Below are 16,537 nucleotides of genomic sequence, written 5' to 3' on the forward strand. Positions count from 1 at the left end.
CTCCATTTTCCGAATAGTATGACTAAATAATTGATAAAATACGCCATAAAGATAGTCAAACACCCATTTCAATATATGTGCATGATTTATGTGTTTAAGGGTGTTTTCCATAATCCGCTTTTTTCAATTTGCACAAGAGCTTCTTCTGTATTCCGGTGAAGAATATTAATATGGCCCATTTTCCGATTAAACGCCGCTTCTTTTTTTCCATAAATGTGATACTTCCACCCATGACTATGTGGTATCGTTGTAATCGCGTTCTCCATATGCTGTCCCAGCAAATTCATCATGACAACGGGCTTTAGCAATTCGGTACTTCCTAGTGGCCAATTACAGATTGCCCGAATATGCTGTTCAAATTGTGAGGTTTCGCAGGCATCCAGCGTGAAGTGTCCTGAATTGTGCGGTCGTGGTGCGAGCTCATTCATAATCACTTTATCTTCTTCTGTCAAAAACATCTCGACCGCAAGCGTGCCGACAACTTCTAGCTTTTCTGCGAGCATCATTGCCTGTTTGGTAGCCTCTTCGACTGCTTTTTCACTGATGCGGGCAGGTACAATGGTCTGCGCTAAAATATTGTCTTGATGAATATTTTCAGCAATTGGGAAGCACGTGCATTCACCGTCTGCTTTTCTAGTCAAAATGACAGATATTTCTTTCACGTAGGGCACCCAAGCTTCTAATACACAGACACCGCTTTGTATAAGATCGCTTGCGCGAGATAAATCTATACGGCTCTTTATTACAAGCTGCCCTTTACCGTCATAACCGCCGCGAGCTGTTTTTAATACGCACGGAAATCCTATTTTTTCTACCCCGATTGCAAGTTCCTCCAAGGTTTGAATGACACAATATGGAGCGACCTCAACACCGCTGGACTTTAGAGCCGTTTTTTCAGCAATACGATTTTGGCTGATTCTTAATAATGCAGAGCCTTGAGGCAAATACGCATAATCACTAAGCCAATTCAATGCTGGAGAGCTAATATTTTCGAATTCAAATGTAATGACATCACTTACACCTGCAAGTTCTTGTAATTTTTCTGTATCATCATAAGCACCAATAATCTCAACATCTGCTACCTGTGCACATGGCCCATTTGGAGTTGGATCTAATACCGCAACACGAAACCCCATTGCTTTCGCAGCAATGGCCATCATTCTGCCAAGCTGTCCTCCGCCGATAATGCCAATCGTTTGCCCCGGTACAATCACAAGGCTATGTAAGTTGTTCACTGCTGTTTAGCACCTTCTCCCTTGTCTCATTGCGCATTCTTTCTAACTTTTCCGCTAACATTTCATCTGATGTCGCCAAAATTTGAGCAGCCAGCAGGCCAGCGTTTGTTGCACCTGCTTTCCCGATTGCTACTGTTGCGACTGGCACACCGCCAGGCATTTGCACAATCGATAAAAGAGAATCTAGCCCATTGAGCGCCTTTGTTTGTACTGGAACGCCAATAACGGGGACCGTTGTCTTAGCAGCTGTCATACCTGGTAAGTGGGCCGCTCCTCCTGCACCAGCGATTATTACTTTTATGCCGTGTTCCTTTGCCCCTTCGGCATATTGGAATAATAATTCTGGCGTTCGGTGAGCTGATACTACTCGTTTTTCAAAGTCGATTTTCAGTTCCTCTAAAATGGCACATGTATGCTTCATTGTTTCCCAATCAGATGTGCTTCCCATAATTACCCCAACTTGTGGCATCTCTTTCCCTCCATCTAACATAAAGATTAAGTAAGACATCACTCTACTCTGCATTCTTTTGAAACAAAAAACCGGACAGATTACTTTCAAAGAGAAAGTAGTCTGTCCGGAAAGTGAAAATGGGTACACTGGTCCCATTCTATCCAGCAAACGGTTCTACTTTCTCTCATAGTCCAATAATTTACGGTTATTGGGTAGAAACTTTCGGGCCATATTCCCGGGGATATATGAGAGAATTGCTTATTACACCCTGATAATACTACAGGATTATCCAGCTGTCAAACCAATAATCGAACATTATATAATTTTTTTTATATAATGTTCGCTTTTTAAATAACTAATTATAAACCGCACCGCTCCAGACGGCGCTTTCCGCTGGCTTGGCTTCAATCTCCTCGTCACTTTGTTCCTGCGGGGCTTTCAGCTCAAGCTTTTCAAGTAGAAGATGCTATCTATAGCTAACCTAATGTAAAAACAAGTTTTAATTTTTGCTCATAATGTCTACTTATTTCGCTTCGCTCCAGACGGCGCTTTCCCCGGGCTTGGCTTCAATCTCTTCGTCACTTTGTTCCTGCGGGGCTTTCAGCTCAAGCTTTTCAAGTAGAAGATGCTATCTATAGCTAGCCGACCGTAAAAACGAGGTTTAATTTTTCCCCATAATGTCTGCTTATATCGCTTCGCTCCAGACGGCGCTTTCCGCGGGCTTGGCTTCAATCTCCTCATCACTTCGTTCTTGCGGGGCTTTCAGCTCAAGCTTTTCCCGCAGGAGACGCCGTCTTCCGCTACGCTATAGGATAAAGATTGTTCAAGTTTTTTGTTGCATAGTATGATGAAATCAGCATTTTACACTTTTAGGTTTTTTACCTATTCTAATACATATTAAATTGGACAGTTTATTAAATTGTGAAGGACGGAAGAGCGGATATGAATCTTAACGGGTTTATTTTAACTTTAATTGTGGGATTTATTTTAATCTTATTAGGTTATTTAATTTGGTATAAAAAGATGCTTTTTCTAATTGCGGGTTATAATGAAACAACTTTTGAAGGGGATAAAGAAAAGTTAGCAAAGGGCACGGGCATCGTTCTTATCTTATTAGGTATAGTTTTGATAGTTTTGCCTTATTTTCTATACTGGTTTGGAAACACTCTAGTCTATTGCTTACTCGCTATTATAGGAATAGCTGGAATAATAGTAGTTATTATGATGAAGAGTAAACCATAGTTTAAATCGTCTATTTTTCATTCTTCTAATAGAATCATATAAAAAAGGATAGATAGAGCTGTTTCAATCGTCTCTATCTACCCTTTTTAAGCATTTAAAGTTGTAATGACAACATACTGTTTCTACTTGCCCTCTTATTTTAAATCCGTCATATAGCTTGTATCATTATATGTTTCTAATAACCATTTCTCTTTTTCATATGATATTGTGCTAATTCCACCGTTTGATAAGCGAGGGACTTCTGGAAAAACTGTCATCTTTTCAACCATATCAAAGATTGTATGGATGACTGCACCATGTGTGACTAAGATAACCTCATCGTGGGGATAGCTTTGCTGAATCTTTTGCAAACCCTTTGCTAACCTTTGGCAGAGACTTTCCATAGATTCTTGGTTCGGATATTGCTTGCTTGGATATAATTTCAAACGTTCTTCTAGTGTTAGTCCTTCTGCCTTGCCAAAGTTTCGTTCTTTAAACTCGTCTATCAAAATTAATGGCAGGTGCAGCGTTTCATTCATTATAGTAGCAGTTTGCCGTGCTCTTTGAAGCGTGCTACTAAAAATAGCTTGGCAATTTTTATCTTGAAAGTAATTCCTACAAGCAATCGCCTGCCGCTTCCCATTTTCATTCAGTACAGTATCTGTCCCACCTTGAATTTTACCCGCTAAATTCCAATCTGTTTCTCCATGGCGAAGCATATAGATTTTTGTCATTGATACACCTACCTTGCCGCTTTTGTAAAACCTGCCTTTTTGGCTTCCTCTTCTGTACAAAATGTTTTTTCCGGTTTTACATTATTGTACTGAGCCATTCCTGGCATGTGGTATAGTTTATTTCCTTTGCTGTTGATATTGCCTTTAATCGTACAAGCACTTTTTTCGTTATCTTTTTGTCGGTAAGTCCCGTTTGAATTTTTCGTATGTTGTTGCTTTTCAACGACAGATTTGACAAATCCTCGATCCGTCACATATCCGTCATATCTCCATATCCCTATCTTCTTTTTCTTAGCTTGTTCTTGAATATCTTTAAATTCATTTACATACTTTGTATTCGGCTGATAGATATAGCCAACACGTGCTAGTCCCTCAGCCACTAATTGTTCTTGCACACTTTTTCCATCTGCATAGACATAAGCCAGCAGGCGGCCATACTTGTCCTCCTTATCGCCAACATCAAACTCTAAGGAAACGTTCTTAGCATGATTCAATATCTCTCTATTTTTAGACTGTGCCTCGCGCCCGTATGGCTGCTCGCCAAGTTGTTTATGATACATCTCGGGTGTATCAATCAATAAGTAGCGAACTTTTTTTAGTTCACCATTATATTTCACCTTAATTGTATCGCCATCCATCACGCTTATTACCTTTACAGGTACTTTTTCTGATGTTTCAGTTTCTTGTTCATTGCTAGAAGAATTGTCCAATGTACAGCCGGCAAGTACTACAAGCACCAAGCTGCATAGTAGGATGATCCACCATTTCATACTATCACCATATTTTCTTTATAAATTTCCATAACGCGACGAAACAGCGCCAAGTATGACGCTGCCCAAAGACGCTATACTCTGTCTCTTCCTGCAATGGATTCACCTGTTTCTTCGACGTCGCGAATACGGTGTGCTAGTCGAGAAGAAGCAGATGCAGCAATGCTTGCAATCAAATCATCTAAAAATGTGTGGACGCCTGTTCCGTCTCTAGTATCCAATTTCTTGATGATGCCGATTTTTTGCTTATCTAAATGTCCATACGTTGTCATTGCTATACTTCCGTATGTGAGAACAGAGCCTATCGCAAGTGTTTCATCAATGCCAAACAGGCTTTCATCTGATTCTATTAATTGCTGCAATGGCTGGGAAAGCATTCCCTTTTCTGCAAGTTCATCTAATTCAATTCCGACGAGAATAGCATGCTGTACCTCTCTCTTATTGAGAACCCGTTCGACTGATTGAATGCAATGTGCCAGTGTCAAGCCGTTGCTATAGGGATATTGCATCTCAAATACAATTTCGGCGATATCGCTAATCAACACGCCACGTCGCGCAATTGCTTCTTTAGCTGCATTTCGGACGCTTTCGGAGGATATATTCACTTTTTCATTATACATAATAATGACCTCATTTCTCCCTATATTTCTTATTATACCTTTGCAAATTCATATGTTACAATTTCCCTACAGAATGTTGAAGGGTGTGTTTGGTATGGGACAAGGAACTATTAACGATATAGCATTTTATAGCGAAGCACTACAAGAAGAATTACATTTGTTGATTTATCTACCAGAAAATTATTCACCGCTTTACAAATATACTATTTTAATCGCTTCTGACGGGCGCGACTATTTTCAGTTAGGACGCATTTCTAGAATTGCCGATGAATATTTGGCAAATGAAGAGATTGAAAATTTGATTATTGTGGGCGTTCCATATAAAAATGTGGAAGATCGTAGACGCAAGTACTTGCCAAATGGCGACTTACATACCGCTTATTTGCGTTTCTTAGCACATGAGCTCGTGCCCTATTTAGACAAAAATTATTCCACTTATCATATGGGTATGGCCCGGGCTCTCATTGGTGATTCTCAAGCAGCCACAGTATCTTTGCTTGCCGCTGTTGCCTATCCTAATACTTTTGGAAAGGTACTGCTTCAATCGCCGCAAGTGAATGAAGAGGTGCTTCAGAAAGTCCAAGAAATGAAAGATCCTCATGCTTTTTCGGTATATCATGTTATCGGTTCTTTAGAAACGGAAGTTGTGACGATGGATAAAAAAGTAAAAGACTTTTTGACACCAAACCGAAAACTTCACCAACTGCTTAAGGAACTAGGTGTTGATACGTTTTACGATGAATTTGAGGGCAAACATACGTGGAAATTTTGGCAAGCTGACTTAAAAAGAGCTATCCGACAAAATTTCGGTCAAAAATAAATAGTTAGGTAATAACCTTTACAGTAATTTCTGCTATACTGAAAATTAAGTTAATTATTTTTCTATTAAGGAGGTTTTCATAATATGAAATATGGAATTGTTGCATTCCCATCAAAAGAAATCCAAGATTTTGCTAACTCTTATCGTAAAAGATATGATACCCATTACGCAAAAATTACTCCGCATATTACATTAAAAGGAGAAACAGAAATCCAATCTTCTGAAATTGAGGAAATCTCAGCATCTATTAAGAAGGTGTGCGAACAATTTAATCCGCTAACTATTTCTATTTCAAAGATTAGCTCTTTTGCACCTGTTAATAATGCCATTTATTTAAAAGTGGAGCCGACAGAACAACTTATGCACTTACACGAGGCATTAGAAAATGATGTTGCAGGCGGCGAAGCAAAATATAAATTTGTACCTCATATTACGATTGCCCAAGATATGAGCGCTGGAGAACATGATGATGTCTTTGGCCAATTGCGCATGACAAAGGTTGATTTCAACGAAACAATTAATCGTATTCATTTGCTTTATCAGTTAGAGGATGGTTCTTGGACAGTGTTTGAAACTTACCGACTTAGAGGAGAAGAGTAATTATTGGTTTTCGCTAAGATTGTTGAAACAGAAAAAGAATTGCAGGATGCTTTTTTTGTTCGAAGAGAAGTGTTTGTGAAAGAACAAGGAATTCCTCAACCTTTAGAAATAGATGAATATGATGAGAGTGCTACACACTTTGTCGCATACTTTGATAATCGACCGATTGCCGCTGGGCGTGTAAGATTTACAGATGAACTAGTAGCTGTTGTAGAACGCGTATGCGTTTTACCAGATTTCCGGCGAAAGCAGATTGGTATTCTCATGATGAATTGCCTAGAAGATTTTATTCATGGCTCAGAGATTCGTAAAGTAAAGTTGAATGCCCAAACGCATGCTATTCCTTTTTACGAGAAACAGAATTATATCATCACTTCTCCAGAATTTCTCGATGCCGGAATACCTTACCGCGCTATGGAAAAAATAATATAACAGCAAAAAAGCTACGATGTCTATGAATCTCAAGTACATCGTAGCTTTTTATATGGAAGAAGTATGGAAGGGTTTAGGTTGATCCATTGATGAAATGAGCATATTAGACATATAAGTTGCAAATCAATCCCTTATCCGTTTTATTCACAATTTCGTGATCATAAGAATCAGCTGTATGGCGTTTAGGACTGTGTATGATTGGTTGGTGGTGTACAGGTGAAGATCTTTTTTTCTCTACATAGAAAGATTGCTTCATCGTTTGTCTTTTTTGCTCTAACTCCTGCTGAAACTTTGATGAATTTTTCACTTTCTCAACACGTTCCACGTATGAATAGGATTCTCTTGTTTGTGCAGAGCGATTGATATATTGAGCAGCTTGATAGTCATTGATTGGTAAAATATAACTCATTATAAGCACCCCCGACAGTTTTTTATCCTTTATACCCTATATGTTTAAAAGATAAACATCATGCCGGGGGAAACTTATATTAAAGCATATCTTGGATTTTACTTATGTCCAAATTCTTGCCATTCTTCATAATAGAATTGACAATTTGCTCTTCTAGATCTTTTGAAACGGGCTTATTTGCAAGCTTCGCTACTTTTTTTACAATTTTACGTACTTGACGTTCATCTTGAAAGTCGGCGTTTTGAATGGCATTTGCTAGTGCGAAGACTTCTTCCATTGGAACCCCAGTCTTTTGTTCGATCTTACGAAAGAAAGGTGAATTCATTCAATATCCTCCTCTAGCAAATGAAACTTGCGCCAACAATAATCAACAAGATGAATAAAACAACGATTAAAATGAAAGTAGATCCACCGTAAGAAGATCCACCACCATCATAACCATAGCAGCCTCCGCCGAAGCCGCCTCCGTATCCGTAACCGCCTCCGCATCCGTATCCCCATGACATTTACATCCCCTCCTCTCTTTTCTCTATATCCTATGCCTTTTGGAAAAGAGAGACCGGGCGTATGTCTATGGATGCTGACCTTTTGAGTGGAAAATAAGCGCACCAATCATACCAAAAACAATTGCTGCACTGATACCCGAACTTGTCACTTCGAACATTCCTGTCAGAACGCCAATCCATCCGTGCTTTTCTGCTTCCGCTAGAGCACCGTGTGTCAAGGAGTTACCAAAGGAGGTAATCGGAATAGTTGCACCAGCTCCAGCAAAGTCAATTAACGGTTCATACAAATTAAAGCCGTCTAAAACTGAACCAAGAACAACCAGAATACTTAAAGTATGTGCTGGGGTCAGTTTTCCTAAATCCATAATCAGTTGCCCTACAACGCAAATAAGGCCACCTACAATAAAAGCAATCAACAATGTTGCAAACATATTTATATCCTCATTTCATTGAAATTTCGATGGCGTGTGCCGTGCAAGGAATAGACTCATTTTGCTGAACAGTAAGCGGCGAAAGCAATGCTCCTGTTGCGACTGCTAAGACCCTTTCATACTTCTTCTCATTCAATCCCTTTAGAATAGTACTGAAAAAGACAGATGCAGAGCACCCCGCACCACTTGCTCCGGCAAGAAAGGTTTGATCATCTCCATAGAATTCTGCTCCGGCATCACGGATTTTCATCACATCTTGCTGAGCCATTCCTTCCTTAATTAAACATTCCTGTAATATTGGAAGACCAACCTTCGCCAAATCTCCCGTAATGATTAAATCGTAGTCGCTTAATGATTGTCCTCTTCCTTTTAAATGCCTTGTAATTGTGTCGCAAGCTGCAGGTGCCATAGCTGCCCCCATATGGAAAGGATCAGTTTGCTGCAAGTCGATGGATTTCCCGACAGTTGCGGCCTCTATTACAGGACTATTCATTTGCCCTTTCGCTATTAATGCATAGCCTGCTGCTGTAACGGTCCATTGTGCTGTACCAGGTTTTTGACCGCCATATTCCACTGGATATCGAAATTGCCTTTCAATGGAGTTATGCTGGCTTGCAGCACCAGCCAACGCATATTTACTTGCCCCTAATTCTGTTAGTAATGCTGCCACAATAGCTCCGGATATAGAAGTAGCACAGGCAGAATATAGTCCCAAATATGGAATACCTAACGTAGACGCTAGAAAGTTGGAGGGGGTCATTTGATTAACTAAATCTCCACTCATAAGGAAGTCAACATCACGTTCTTTAATATTCGCTTTTTCTAATGCAATTTGACATGCTTGAAGAGCCATCTGTTTATGGCCCTTTTCATTGGATTTTTCTTCTGCTCTTTCATCGTCTAAAAGAAGATCAAAATCTGCAGCAAATACACTTTTTTTCTCTAAAGGGCCACCTACTACTCCAGAAGCAATAATGGAAGGCTTTGACGGAAAATAAATTACTCCTTGATCCATTACCAATTCGTCACCCCCACTGTTACTAAAAGAAGTTTTACTAGTGCTACAACAAAGGCTGATACAACGCCGAATACAATAACAGATCCTGCTAATTTAAAAATATTGCCTCCAACACCCAATACATATCCTTCAGATTTATGTTCAATGGCTGATGAGATAACAGCATTACCGAACCCTGTAACCGGTACGGCGCTACCTGCTCCTGCAAATTGTGCAAGTTTCTTATAAAGCCCGAATCCAGTAAATAGCATAGCAAGGAAAATCATTGTAGCGACTGTCGGGTTTCCCGCTGTTCTTTCTGTAAAATTAAAATAAGCCATATAAAAGAACGTAATCAGCTGGCCAATTGTACAAATGATGCCGCCTACGAGAAAAGCCTTTAAACAATTTTTAATAATGGAAGGTTTTGGTGACAGAGATTGTTGTAAAGTATCATATTGTTTTGCATCCATTAAGTTTGCTCCTCCGCTAATTCTTTTAAATTTTTAATTTTTTCTTTTACCTTCTTCTCGCTCATTTTCTTTTCGTTTAAACGATCTGTTTCCATTATTATCTTTTGATCTGTACTAACTAGCACATCGCGATCAGGAAGCGCACGCTTAATTTTTTTTTTCCACTTCTTTTCATATTTCTTTTTATTCCATTTTGAAAACGGCTTTACCTCCACACCTACAATTGCCTCTTTTTTTGTAAATAAGACAGATACCTTTTGGACATGTTTGTCATGGCCTAAAACTTTTTCTACCGATTGCCGTTCTTCCTGATATTTGTGGTCATCATTGACTGAGATAGCTGCACTATTTGATTTTCCACATCCAGCAAGCACAGTTAATAGAGCAATAAACATCAACAGGCTTTTTTTCATATCTTCCCCATCCTTTTTATTGATAGTATGCGAATTTTAAATTCAAATTATTCAAAAGCAATAATGATAATAGCCTGCGCCATCCCACTAAATAGCCATATAGTATAAAGAATTGGAAATAAGGAGGTGAATTTGAATGGGTTGTGGAAGAGAAAGTACAAGTGTGAGCCCAATTATGGGAGGAAATTGCGTATGTGACGTATTACAGACAATTTTGGACCTCCAAGTTCAACGTGAAAATAACGAATGCGGTACTTGTCCTACTAGCTGTTTCCTAGAACCTCTAGGCGGTTTAGTAAGTCCATCTAGATCAAATGCTGATACTCGTGTATTTATGCTAGTGACTAAAGATGGCACGCCGTTTAAAGCTTTCTTCAAAAACTCTCGTCACCATCATCGTAATTCTTTAGAGAGTACGTCACTAGGCGGAATGAACATGAACAATCATCATAATCAACAGCACCATAATCAACAACATCATAATCATAATCAATCTTGCTTCTCTGTATTTTTCCGTGTAGAAGATATTTTTGATGACTGCTGTGCAACATTACGTGTATTAAAACCGAATCGAAACATCTTAAAAGAATGCGGCTCCATCGACTTCAATAAAATTTGTGAAGTAACTGACTTCGAACTTACAGATAGTTGCATTACCGTAGATCTAAATTGCTTCTGCGGCGTACAATGTGTGCAAGATGTCTTCTTAGACGTTTGCCGATAAAAAGCTCGCTCAAGGTGAAACAGCGTCGTAATATGGCAAAGGGTCCTAATCTATGATTAGGGCCCTTTGTTCTTTTAGCCCAGTCTCTTTTTTTAATAAGGCATATGCTATAGAGAATCTGAATAAGGATGTGATATTAATGGGTTGTGGAAAAGAAAGCTCAAGCAGTTCAAGCTCAAGTTCGAGCTCAAGCGTTAGACCAATCACTTCAGCTAATTGTGTGTGTGATGTGGTGCAAGCAATCTTAGACATTCAGACACAGGACATCACTAATGATTGCCAGTGCCCTTCTAACTGTTTCTTAGAGCCGCTGGGTGGCTTGGTAAGTCCATCTAGATCAAATGCAGACACACGTGTGTTTATGTTATTAACAAAAGACGGCACACCATTTAAAGCATTTTTCAAACCGCGTCATCACGGTTCGCATAATAACAGTGCAACACATCATAACGGATGTTTTTCTGTATTTTTCCGTGTAGAAGATGTATTTGATGGCTGTTGTGCAACATTGCGTGTACTAAAACCAAACAAGAACATTCATAAAGATTGCGATTGCGGCTCAATCGATTTAAATGCAATTTGTGATGTAACTGATTTTGAACTTACAGATAGTTGCATTACTGTAGATTTAAATTGCTTCTGTGGCGTGCAATGCATCCAGGACGTCTTCTTAAATGTTTGTCCTGATTAACAAAAATACCTAAACCAGAAAACGAATAGACGATAAAAAGCGGGATTCTCCTTTACTATGGTGAATCTCGCTTTTTTCATACAAATTTTTTATGGAAGTGGTATATTATTTTACAATAAAAAAAGCCTAGAAAAATATCTAGGCAAGTTTTAAAAATTGAATTTAAGATTCAGCATCGATTTTATCTTTTTCAGCATGTTGGACTTGTGGTTTAAAGAATGAGCTTCCTCTCCACACCAAATCAGAGATTTCCCAAACCTTATACGTTAACACTGTTTCAGAGGTACGAATAAAGACATCCTCTGTCTCACTATCAAATTTCTTTACTACTCCAGTGATCTCCTGCCCATCATGCAGTACAAATACAAGCGGCTGATATGCCCTTTGCTGAAATGGCTTTGACAGGAAATGAAGCCTCTCTTTTCTTTTTACTAATTCACTGTTATCTAAATTATGTGTACTTGGCTTTTGAGCACTCTCAAAATGCTCTGTTTGGTCCTCGATTACAATACTTTCAATTAGCTCCGCACTTGTTTCCACAGGGACTGTTTCTCTGAAAAAAGCAGGGGGCGTTTTGATAAAAAGGAGTGGGTCTTTTCCCACAATCACACATCCTTTTTATTTTTATCATATGCCTAATATGCCATATGGGTTCACATGAGATGATTAATGAAAGCTGTAGCAATTCCTAAGTAAATCAGAATACTGGTAATGTCATTTAATGTTGTGATAAAAGGACCTGAAGCAACTGCAGGGTCAATATTCATGCGGTGCATCACTAACGGAATCACTGCACCAGCCAACGTTGCCACGACGATTGAGCAACAGATGGCCACACCTACCAACAATCCTAGAAGGAATGTATGTTGCCAGAAGTATACAATGCCGAGCGCGATGATCCCGCAAACAACTCCCATGATGATGCCAGTGACCATCTCTCTAAGCATCAATGCCCATTTGTTATCTTCTTCTGAATTCCCTGTCGCAATACCCCGGACCGCAACCGCAAGCGCCTGTGTACCACTATTCCCTGAAGTCCCGCCAATTAACGGTATAAATGCAGCCAACAACGCTACTTTTTCAAGCGTATCAGTAAATAGATCAACTAAATTAGCCGTAATCATACCAAGGAACAACAGTATGACAAGCCAAGGTAATCTTTTTTTGGCAGCCAAAAAAGGATTCTTGTCAAATGTATCCATATCTGAAACACCTGCTAGCTTGGAATAGTCCTCAGATGCTTCTTCATCAATAACATCAATAATATCATCAACTGTGATAATACCGAGCATTTCATTTTTTGAATTAATAACGGGCACCGCTAGGAAGTTATAGTCCTTCATAATCTGAGCTACATCTTCCTGGTCATCCGCTACCTTCACGCTTACGACACGATCGTTCATAATTTCATGGATTAGTGTATCTTCATCCGCGATAATTAAATCACGCAATGAAATGACACCTGCCAAATGTTCTGCATCATCCACCACAAAGATATAATAGATGGTTTCGGCATTCGGCGCCTCATTCCGCAGTATCGTCATAGCAGACCTTACAGTGGAATTTTCGGGGATTGCCACATATTCCGTGGTCATAATAGAACCCGCAGTATATTCCTCATAATGAAGAAGCTCCCGAATTTCCTGGGCATCTTCATTGCTCATTAATTTTAAAAAATGGCTAATTTGGTCTTTGTCTAATTCATTTAATACATCGACCGCATCATCCGTGTACATTTCTGAAATCATTTGCGCCGCATAAATAGGCGTCATTTCCTCAAGAAACCGAGTATATCCATTATCGTCAAGTTCTAGAGCTTCGAAGATTTCCGCCAACTCTTTCGGGGACAAGTATTGATAGATCACCTGTCGTATATCTGGTTCCACCTTCTCATAAAACTGTGCCTGATCATATGGATGAAGCGATAAATACTCTTCTCTGAATGCAAGTGTATCGCCTTGGTGAATTAACGAGCATAAATGCTCTTCATCAAATTGTACTTCATCATTTTCTGTTTTGTTATCCATCATGCATGTCCCCTCCTCTCGATTTGGATCTTTTTTAATACCTTACTATAATAGTTCGAAGTTTCGACAAGGGTCAATTCTTTTTTAGTGTTTCTATCGAATCAATTTCATAAATCCGTTTTCATAAAAGAACGTTTTAACCTTTTATTTATTCATAATAGTTCTGGCTAGACACACTTTGCAGTGGGAGACTTAATCAATTCATTCTTGCAAGTATTCAGCTCAAGCTCTACCTGCAGTGATCACTATATCTACTGCACTATACCCCAAAAATATCATATAAAAAAAAGCCTGTGACATAACTAAAGTAGTCCGTTCCCTGTGCTCCAAAAGATCGCTTTCCGCGGGGCGCACCTTGAGCCTCCTTGTCGCTTACGCTCCTGCGGGGTCTCAAAATTGCACTAAATCCCGCAGGAGTCGACCTTTTTCCGCTCCGGTCCACTCCCAAAACTGAATAGGGGTTTGGGATATTTAAAGGCAGTCATATAGAAAAAATGCATGAAGGCGTATTGTCCTTCATGCATTTTTATTTTTGAAATTATGGCCCAGCCTCTTGTTAATTTACACCACTATTTGAATGGCTGAGCAAAATATGCTCCATATCTTCCGGAAGATTGCTATACCATATCATTTCCTCTTGGGAGAGAGGATGTTGAAGCTTTAGCGAAACACAGTGCAGCGCCTGCCGTCTAATCAATGTGCACTTTCCTCCATATAAGTCATCACCCAACAATGGATGTCCAAGCGAAGATAGGTGTACACGAATCTGATGTGTTCTGCCTGTATGCAAAGTCAAACGAACATGGCTTACTTCTTCTCCATTTACATTAAAACGGTTTAAGACAGTGACATCCGTATGGGCGTATTGTCCATCCTCTGTTACTTCACGTTCAATAATGCTTCCTGCTTTTCTGCCAATCGGTGCGATGATTTGCTGAAAGTCTTCTTTCACGTGGCCATGTACAAGAGCTTCATATGTTCGGTAAATGGTATGCGATTTTTGTGCTTCGCTGAGCAAATGATGTATATGGCGGTGCTTTGCTATACACATCAACCCTGATGTATCGCGGTCTAATCTTGTGACGATATGAACAGTGGATGCCACATCCTGCTCTTGCAAATGCCCCGCAATCTTATTCGCAATACTGCCTGTCGGATGGTCATGTGAGGGTATAGAACTTTGACCATCCGGCTTTTCGACAATCAATAACGCTTGATCTTCATAACAGATAGTTAAACGTCCTTTTTCAGGTATTAAGCCAGCACTCATCTCTTCTTTAGGAAAAATAACCTTAATTTCATCGCCTTCTGTTAAGGGATGACGCACATTCTGTTCTTCTCCATTGACCAACAGTGCGCCACCGCGAAATTTGATCGCTGTTAATGTTCTCTTCGAAATGCCAAATTGAGCTAGTGCATCTCTAAGTAATTGTCTATCTAGAGATGCATGAAACGTTAAATGGTATCGTAAATCTTTCATTAGTCCCTCAAATCGCTATCAATAAAGGAGTCATGTACACGTTGCCAGAAAGGAAATGCTCTAAAACGCGCAAATCTCACTTTATCTTTTGCCACACGATATTGAATGGTTTTCACGTTTTTATGCAAAAGCTGAATATGATCAATCGTTACCATAAAATCATCCACCTTCACTGGCTTTAATACACAGTTGTGATGTGCAGGTAACACGAGCGAAGAGCCAACTGTACGGAATACGCGATTATTAATAGAAGCCATTTCCGTTAGTTGAATTGTCTCTAATGATGGATGAATAATGGCTCCTCCTAGTGCCTTGTTATAGGCTGTGCTGCCGGAAGGAGTAGAGACACATAGACCGTCGCCGCGGAAACGTTCAAATAGCTTACCGTTTAACTCTATATCCATTACTAGTGTGACCTCTGGCGACTTCACAGTAGATTCGTTTAGCGCTAAATAGGTAAAACAATCCGTATTGTCTTGATAATTAATCGTCATTTCTAATAATGGGTACTCAATTACATCAAACTCATTTTTAGCAATTGAAATGACCAATTTTTCAATTTCAGCTGGCTTCCAATCTGCATAGAAACCGAGATGACCTGTGTGGATTCCTACAAAAGCCACTTCTGATAGCATATGTGTATATCTATGGAAAGCCTGTAATAGTGTACCGTCACCGCCGATAGATAAGACTATTTCCGGCTTTTCTTCGTCTAATTCCAACCCGAAATGTGTTAAATAGTTGATAGCTCGTTCCATCAGTTCATTAGACTGTGGATCATTCCGTGACTGAACTGCGAATCTCATCGTTTTCCTTCATCTCCTTTCCCTTGGCTTTGGCGCACTTCTGGATTGTTTGCTTCTTTATATTCTGTGAAATATGCCTGCGCTTCTCGAATTTCCTCGCGAATCTCAGACATCTCCTCATCAAGCATGAATGCCGCTTCGGCTGCGCTTTGAAGACGCTTTTTTATCTCGTCAGGAAATAACCCTTTATATTTATAGTTTAACGAATGTTCAATTGAAGCCCAGAAATTCATAGCGAGCGTTCGTATTTGGATTTCTGCCAATATCTTTTTTTCGCCCTGAATGGTTCCGACAGGATATTCGATTATCATATGATAAGAACGATATCCACTTTTTTTCACATTCGTAATATAATCTTTTTCTTCTATGATATGTAAATCATTTCTTTGCCGCAAAAGGTCAATCACAACTGGTATATCATCGACAAATTGGCACATAATTCGCACGCCTGCGATATCTTGCAATTCATGTGCAAGTGTATCGGAAGGTTCAAAGACCAAACCTTTTTCCAATGTCTTATCATATATACTTGCAAGCGGTTTTACTCTGCCTGTGACAAATTCAATCGGCGATGTCCTATTTGATTTCTCAAATTGAGCACGTATTCCTTTTAATTTTATTTTCAATTCATCAACGGCTTGCTTATATGGCTGCAAAAAGCGATCCCATTGTCCCATGATAAGTCCCCCTAACACAT

The 16,537-nt window shown here is 39.4% G+C and carries 23 protein-coding genes and 1 riboswitch; of the genes, 6 read left to right on the top strand and 17 right to left on the bottom strand.

Features of this window, described 5'->3' with window-relative positions; genetic code table 11:
• Positions 1-86: 86 nt before the first annotated feature.
• Together purK and purE are read right to left on the bottom strand one after the other, a co-directional pair.
• A complete protein-coding gene (gene purK / locus RST01_RS04760) occupies positions 87-1,235 on the bottom strand; it encodes a 5-(carboxyamino)imidazole ribonucleotide synthase (RefSeq protein WP_147194499.1) in 1,149 nt (382 codons plus the stop codon).
• Entirely contained in the window at positions 1,219-1,704 is a 486-nt protein-coding gene (gene purE / locus RST01_RS04765) for a 5-(carboxyamino)imidazole ribonucleotide mutase (RefSeq protein ID WP_147194502.1), read from the bottom strand. Before purE ends, purK begins: the two co-directional genes overlap by 17 nt.
• Before the next feature lie 149 nt (positions 1,705-1,853).
• A riboswitch (purine riboswitch) is annotated at positions 1,854-1,955 on the bottom strand.
• Between the two features lie 673 nt (positions 1,956-2,628).
• Between purE and RST01_RS04770 the strand changes: the two genes are divergently transcribed.
• Entirely contained in the window at positions 2,629-2,928 is a 300-nt protein-coding gene (locus RST01_RS04770; RefSeq protein WP_147194505.1) for a DUF3784 domain-containing protein, read from the top strand.
• Positions 2,929-3,062: 134 nt separating this feature from the next.
• Here the strand turns inward: RST01_RS04770 and RST01_RS04775 are convergent, their stop codons facing one another.
• The 3 genes from RST01_RS04775 to RST01_RS04785 form a co-directional block, all read right to left on the bottom strand.
• Positions 3,063-3,641 carry a histidine phosphatase family protein gene (locus RST01_RS04775; RefSeq protein WP_147194507.1) on the bottom strand — a complete coding sequence of 193 codons (579 nt, stop codon included), beginning with the start codon at positions 3,639-3,641 and terminating at the stop codon, positions 3,063-3,065.
• Between the two features lie 8 nt (positions 3,642-3,649).
• A complete protein-coding gene (locus tag RST01_RS16250) occupies positions 3,650-4,411 on the bottom strand; it encodes a thermonuclease family protein (protein ID WP_147194510.1) in 762 nt (253 codons plus the stop codon).
• 74 nt (positions 4,412-4,485) lie between these two features.
• A complete protein-coding gene (locus tag RST01_RS04785) occupies positions 4,486-5,031 on the bottom strand; it encodes a phosphatidylglycerophosphatase A family protein (RefSeq protein ID WP_147194512.1) in 546 nt (181 codons plus the stop codon).
• Positions 5,032-5,125: 94 nt separating this feature from the next.
• Here RST01_RS04785 and RST01_RS04790 point away from each other — a divergent pair, with 94 nt between their 5' ends.
• From RST01_RS04790 to RST01_RS04800, 3 genes are all read left to right on the top strand, one after another.
• A complete protein-coding gene (locus RST01_RS04790; protein WP_147194515.1) occupies positions 5,126-5,851 on the top strand; it encodes an alpha/beta hydrolase in 726 nt (241 codons plus the stop codon).
• Positions 5,852-5,935: 84 nt separating this feature from the next.
• Complete coding sequence (locus tag RST01_RS04795; RefSeq protein WP_147194518.1) at positions 5,936-6,451, top strand: YjcG family protein; 516 nt, start codon at positions 5,936-5,938, stop codon at positions 6,449-6,451.
• Between the two features lie 3 nt (positions 6,452-6,454).
• The gene (locus RST01_RS04800) at positions 6,455-6,883 is read left to right on the top strand and encodes a GNAT family N-acetyltransferase (protein WP_147194521.1); all 429 of its coding nucleotides are present in this window, start codon (positions 6,455-6,457) and stop codon (positions 6,881-6,883) included.
• Positions 6,884-6,986: 103 nt separating this feature from the next.
• On the opposite strand, the gene RST01_RS04805 is transcribed toward RST01_RS04800, so the two are convergent.
• The 7 genes from RST01_RS04805 to RST01_RS04835 all read right to left on the bottom strand — a co-directional run bounded on the left by RST01_RS04805 (position 6,987) and on the right by RST01_RS04835 (position 10,112).
• Positions 6,987-7,292 (bottom strand): hypothetical protein, encoded by a 306-nt coding sequence (locus RST01_RS04805; protein ID WP_147194524.1) that lies wholly within the window; start codon positions 7,290-7,292, stop codon positions 6,987-6,989.
• A gap of 79 nt (positions 7,293-7,371) precedes the next feature.
• Positions 7,372-7,617, bottom strand: a complete 246-nt coding sequence (locus RST01_RS04810) for a stage VI sporulation protein F (protein WP_147194527.1) — start codon at positions 7,615-7,617, stop codon at positions 7,372-7,374.
• Positions 7,618-7,630: 13 nt separating this feature from the next.
• Positions 7,631-7,798, bottom strand: coding sequence for a YjcZ family sporulation protein (locus tag RST01_RS04815; RefSeq protein ID WP_147194530.1), 168 nt, complete (start codon positions 7,796-7,798; stop codon positions 7,631-7,633).
• Between the two features lie 65 nt (positions 7,799-7,863).
• Positions 7,864-8,229 (bottom strand): stage V sporulation protein AE, encoded by a 366-nt coding sequence (spoVAE, locus tag RST01_RS04820; RefSeq protein WP_147194533.1) that lies wholly within the window; start codon positions 8,227-8,229, stop codon positions 7,864-7,866.
• Between the two features lie 10 nt (positions 8,230-8,239).
• A complete protein-coding gene (locus RST01_RS04825; RefSeq protein WP_147195092.1) occupies positions 8,240-9,244 on the bottom strand; it encodes a stage V sporulation protein AD in 1,005 nt (334 codons plus the stop codon).
• Positions 9,244-9,699 carry a stage V sporulation protein AC gene (gene spoVAC, locus RST01_RS04830; RefSeq protein ID WP_066784830.1) on the bottom strand — a complete coding sequence of 152 codons (456 nt, stop codon included), beginning with the start codon at positions 9,697-9,699 and terminating at the stop codon, positions 9,244-9,246. The genes RST01_RS04825 and spoVAC overlap by 1 nt, the downstream gene beginning before the upstream one ends.
• Positions 9,699-10,112 (bottom strand): YhcN/YlaJ family sporulation lipoprotein, encoded by a 414-nt coding sequence (locus RST01_RS04835; protein ID WP_147194535.1) that lies wholly within the window; start codon positions 10,110-10,112, stop codon positions 9,699-9,701. Before RST01_RS04835 ends, spoVAC begins: the two co-directional genes overlap by 1 nt.
• Before the next feature lie 136 nt (positions 10,113-10,248).
• Here RST01_RS04835 and RST01_RS04840 point away from each other — a divergent pair, with 136 nt between their 5' ends.
• Positions 10,249-10,836: a CotY/CotZ family spore coat protein gene (locus RST01_RS04840; protein WP_147194538.1), complete on the top strand. Its 588-nt coding sequence runs from the start codon at positions 10,249-10,251 to the stop codon at positions 10,834-10,836.
• 139 nt (positions 10,837-10,975) lie between these two features.
• Positions 10,976-11,527, top strand: a complete 552-nt coding sequence (locus RST01_RS04845) for a CotY/CotZ family spore coat protein (protein WP_147194541.1) — start codon at positions 10,976-10,978, stop codon at positions 11,525-11,527.
• A gap of 162 nt (positions 11,528-11,689) precedes the next feature.
• Here RST01_RS04845 and RST01_RS04850 read toward each other — a convergent pair whose 3' ends face one another.
• The 5 genes from RST01_RS04850 to yjbM all read right to left on the bottom strand — a co-directional run bounded on the left by RST01_RS04850 (position 11,690) and on the right by yjbM (position 16,517).
• The gene (locus RST01_RS04850) at positions 11,690-12,130 is read right to left on the bottom strand and encodes a hypothetical protein (RefSeq protein ID WP_147194544.1); all 441 of its coding nucleotides are present in this window, start codon (positions 12,128-12,130) and stop codon (positions 11,690-11,692) included.
• 50 nt (positions 12,131-12,180) lie between these two features.
• Positions 12,181-13,557 (bottom strand): magnesium transporter, encoded by a 1,377-nt coding sequence (gene mgtE / locus RST01_RS04855; RefSeq protein WP_147194547.1) that lies wholly within the window; start codon positions 13,555-13,557, stop codon positions 12,181-12,183.
• 553 nt (positions 13,558-14,110) lie between these two features.
• Positions 14,111-15,034 carry an RluA family pseudouridine synthase gene (locus tag RST01_RS04860; RefSeq protein WP_147194550.1) on the bottom strand — a complete coding sequence of 308 codons (924 nt, stop codon included), beginning with the start codon at positions 15,032-15,034 and terminating at the stop codon, positions 14,111-14,113.
• Positions 15,034-15,840, bottom strand: a complete 807-nt coding sequence (locus RST01_RS04865; protein ID WP_066784812.1) for an NAD kinase — start codon at positions 15,838-15,840, stop codon at positions 15,034-15,036. The genes RST01_RS04860 and RST01_RS04865 overlap by 1 nt, the downstream gene beginning before the upstream one ends.
• The gene (gene yjbM / locus RST01_RS04870; protein ID WP_066784810.1) at positions 15,837-16,517 is read right to left on the bottom strand and encodes a GTP diphosphokinase; all 681 of its coding nucleotides are present in this window, start codon (positions 16,515-16,517) and stop codon (positions 15,837-15,839) included. Before yjbM ends, RST01_RS04865 begins: the two co-directional genes overlap by 4 nt.
• Positions 16,518-16,537: the final 20 nt, after the last annotated feature.

Source organism: Rummeliibacillus stabekisii (genome assembly GCF_007988965.1).
Classification (GTDB): Bacteria; Bacillota; Bacilli; order Bacillales_A; family Planococcaceae; genus Rummeliibacillus; species Rummeliibacillus stabekisii.

Coding starts and splice junctions, on each gene's coding strand:
- purE (WP_147194502.1), bottom strand. CDS start 1,704: ATGCCACAAGTTGGGGTAATTATGGGAAGCACATCTGATTGGGAAACA.
- RST01_RS04770 (WP_147194505.1), top strand. CDS start 2,629: ATGAATCTTAACGGGTTTATTTTAACTTTAATTGTGGGATTTATTTTA.
- RST01_RS04775 (WP_147194507.1), bottom strand. CDS start 3,641: ATGACAAAAATCTATATGCTTCGCCATGGAGAAACAGATTGGAATTTA.
- RST01_RS16250 (WP_147194510.1), bottom strand. CDS start 4,411: ATGAAATGGTGGATCATCCTACTATGCAGCTTGGTGCTTGTAGTACTT.
- RST01_RS04785 (WP_147194512.1), bottom strand. CDS start 5,031: ATGTATAATGAAAAAGTGAATATATCCTCCGAAAGCGTCCGAAATGCA.
- RST01_RS04790 (WP_147194515.1), top strand. CDS start 5,126: ATGGGACAAGGAACTATTAACGATATAGCATTTTATAGCGAAGCACTA.
- RST01_RS04795 (WP_147194518.1), top strand. CDS start 5,936: ATGAAATATGGAATTGTTGCATTCCCATCAAAAGAAATCCAAGATTTT.
- RST01_RS04805 (WP_147194524.1), bottom strand. CDS start 7,292: ATGAGTTATATTTTACCAATCAATGACTATCAAGCTGCTCAATATATC.
- RST01_RS04810 (WP_147194527.1), bottom strand. CDS start 7,617: ATGAATTCACCTTTCTTTCGTAAGATCGAACAAAAGACTGGGGTTCCA.
- RST01_RS04815 (WP_147194530.1), bottom strand. CDS start 7,798: ATGTCATGGGGATACGGATGCGGAGGCGGTTACGGATACGGAGGCGGC.
- spoVAE (WP_147194533.1), bottom strand. CDS start 8,229: ATGTTTGCAACATTGTTGATTGCTTTTATTGTAGGTGGCCTTATTTGC.
- RST01_RS04825 (WP_147195092.1), bottom strand. CDS start 9,244: ATGGATCAAGGAGTAATTTATTTTCCGTCAAAGCCTTCCATTATTGCT.
- spoVAC (WP_066784830.1), bottom strand. CDS start 9,699: ATGGATGCAAAACAATATGATACTTTACAACAATCTCTGTCACCAAAA.
- RST01_RS04835 (WP_147194535.1), bottom strand. CDS start 10,112: ATGAAAAAAAGCCTGTTGATGTTTATTGCTCTATTAACTGTGCTTGCT.
- RST01_RS04840 (WP_147194538.1), top strand. CDS start 10,249: ATGGGTTGTGGAAGAGAAAGTACAAGTGTGAGCCCAATTATGGGAGGA.
- RST01_RS04845 (WP_147194541.1), top strand. CDS start 10,976: ATGGGTTGTGGAAAAGAAAGCTCAAGCAGTTCAAGCTCAAGTTCGAGC.
- mgtE (WP_147194547.1), bottom strand. CDS start 13,557: ATGATGGATAACAAAACAGAAAATGATGAAGTACAATTTGATGAAGAG.
- RST01_RS04860 (WP_147194550.1), bottom strand. CDS start 15,034: ATGAAAGATTTACGATACCATTTAACGTTTCATGCATCTCTAGATAGA.
- RST01_RS04865 (WP_066784812.1), bottom strand. CDS start 15,840: ATGAGATTCGCAGTTCAGTCACGGAATGATCCACAGTCTAATGAACTG.
- yjbM (WP_066784810.1), bottom strand. CDS start 16,517: ATGGGACAATGGGATCGCTTTTTGCAGCCATATAAGCAAGCCGTTGAT.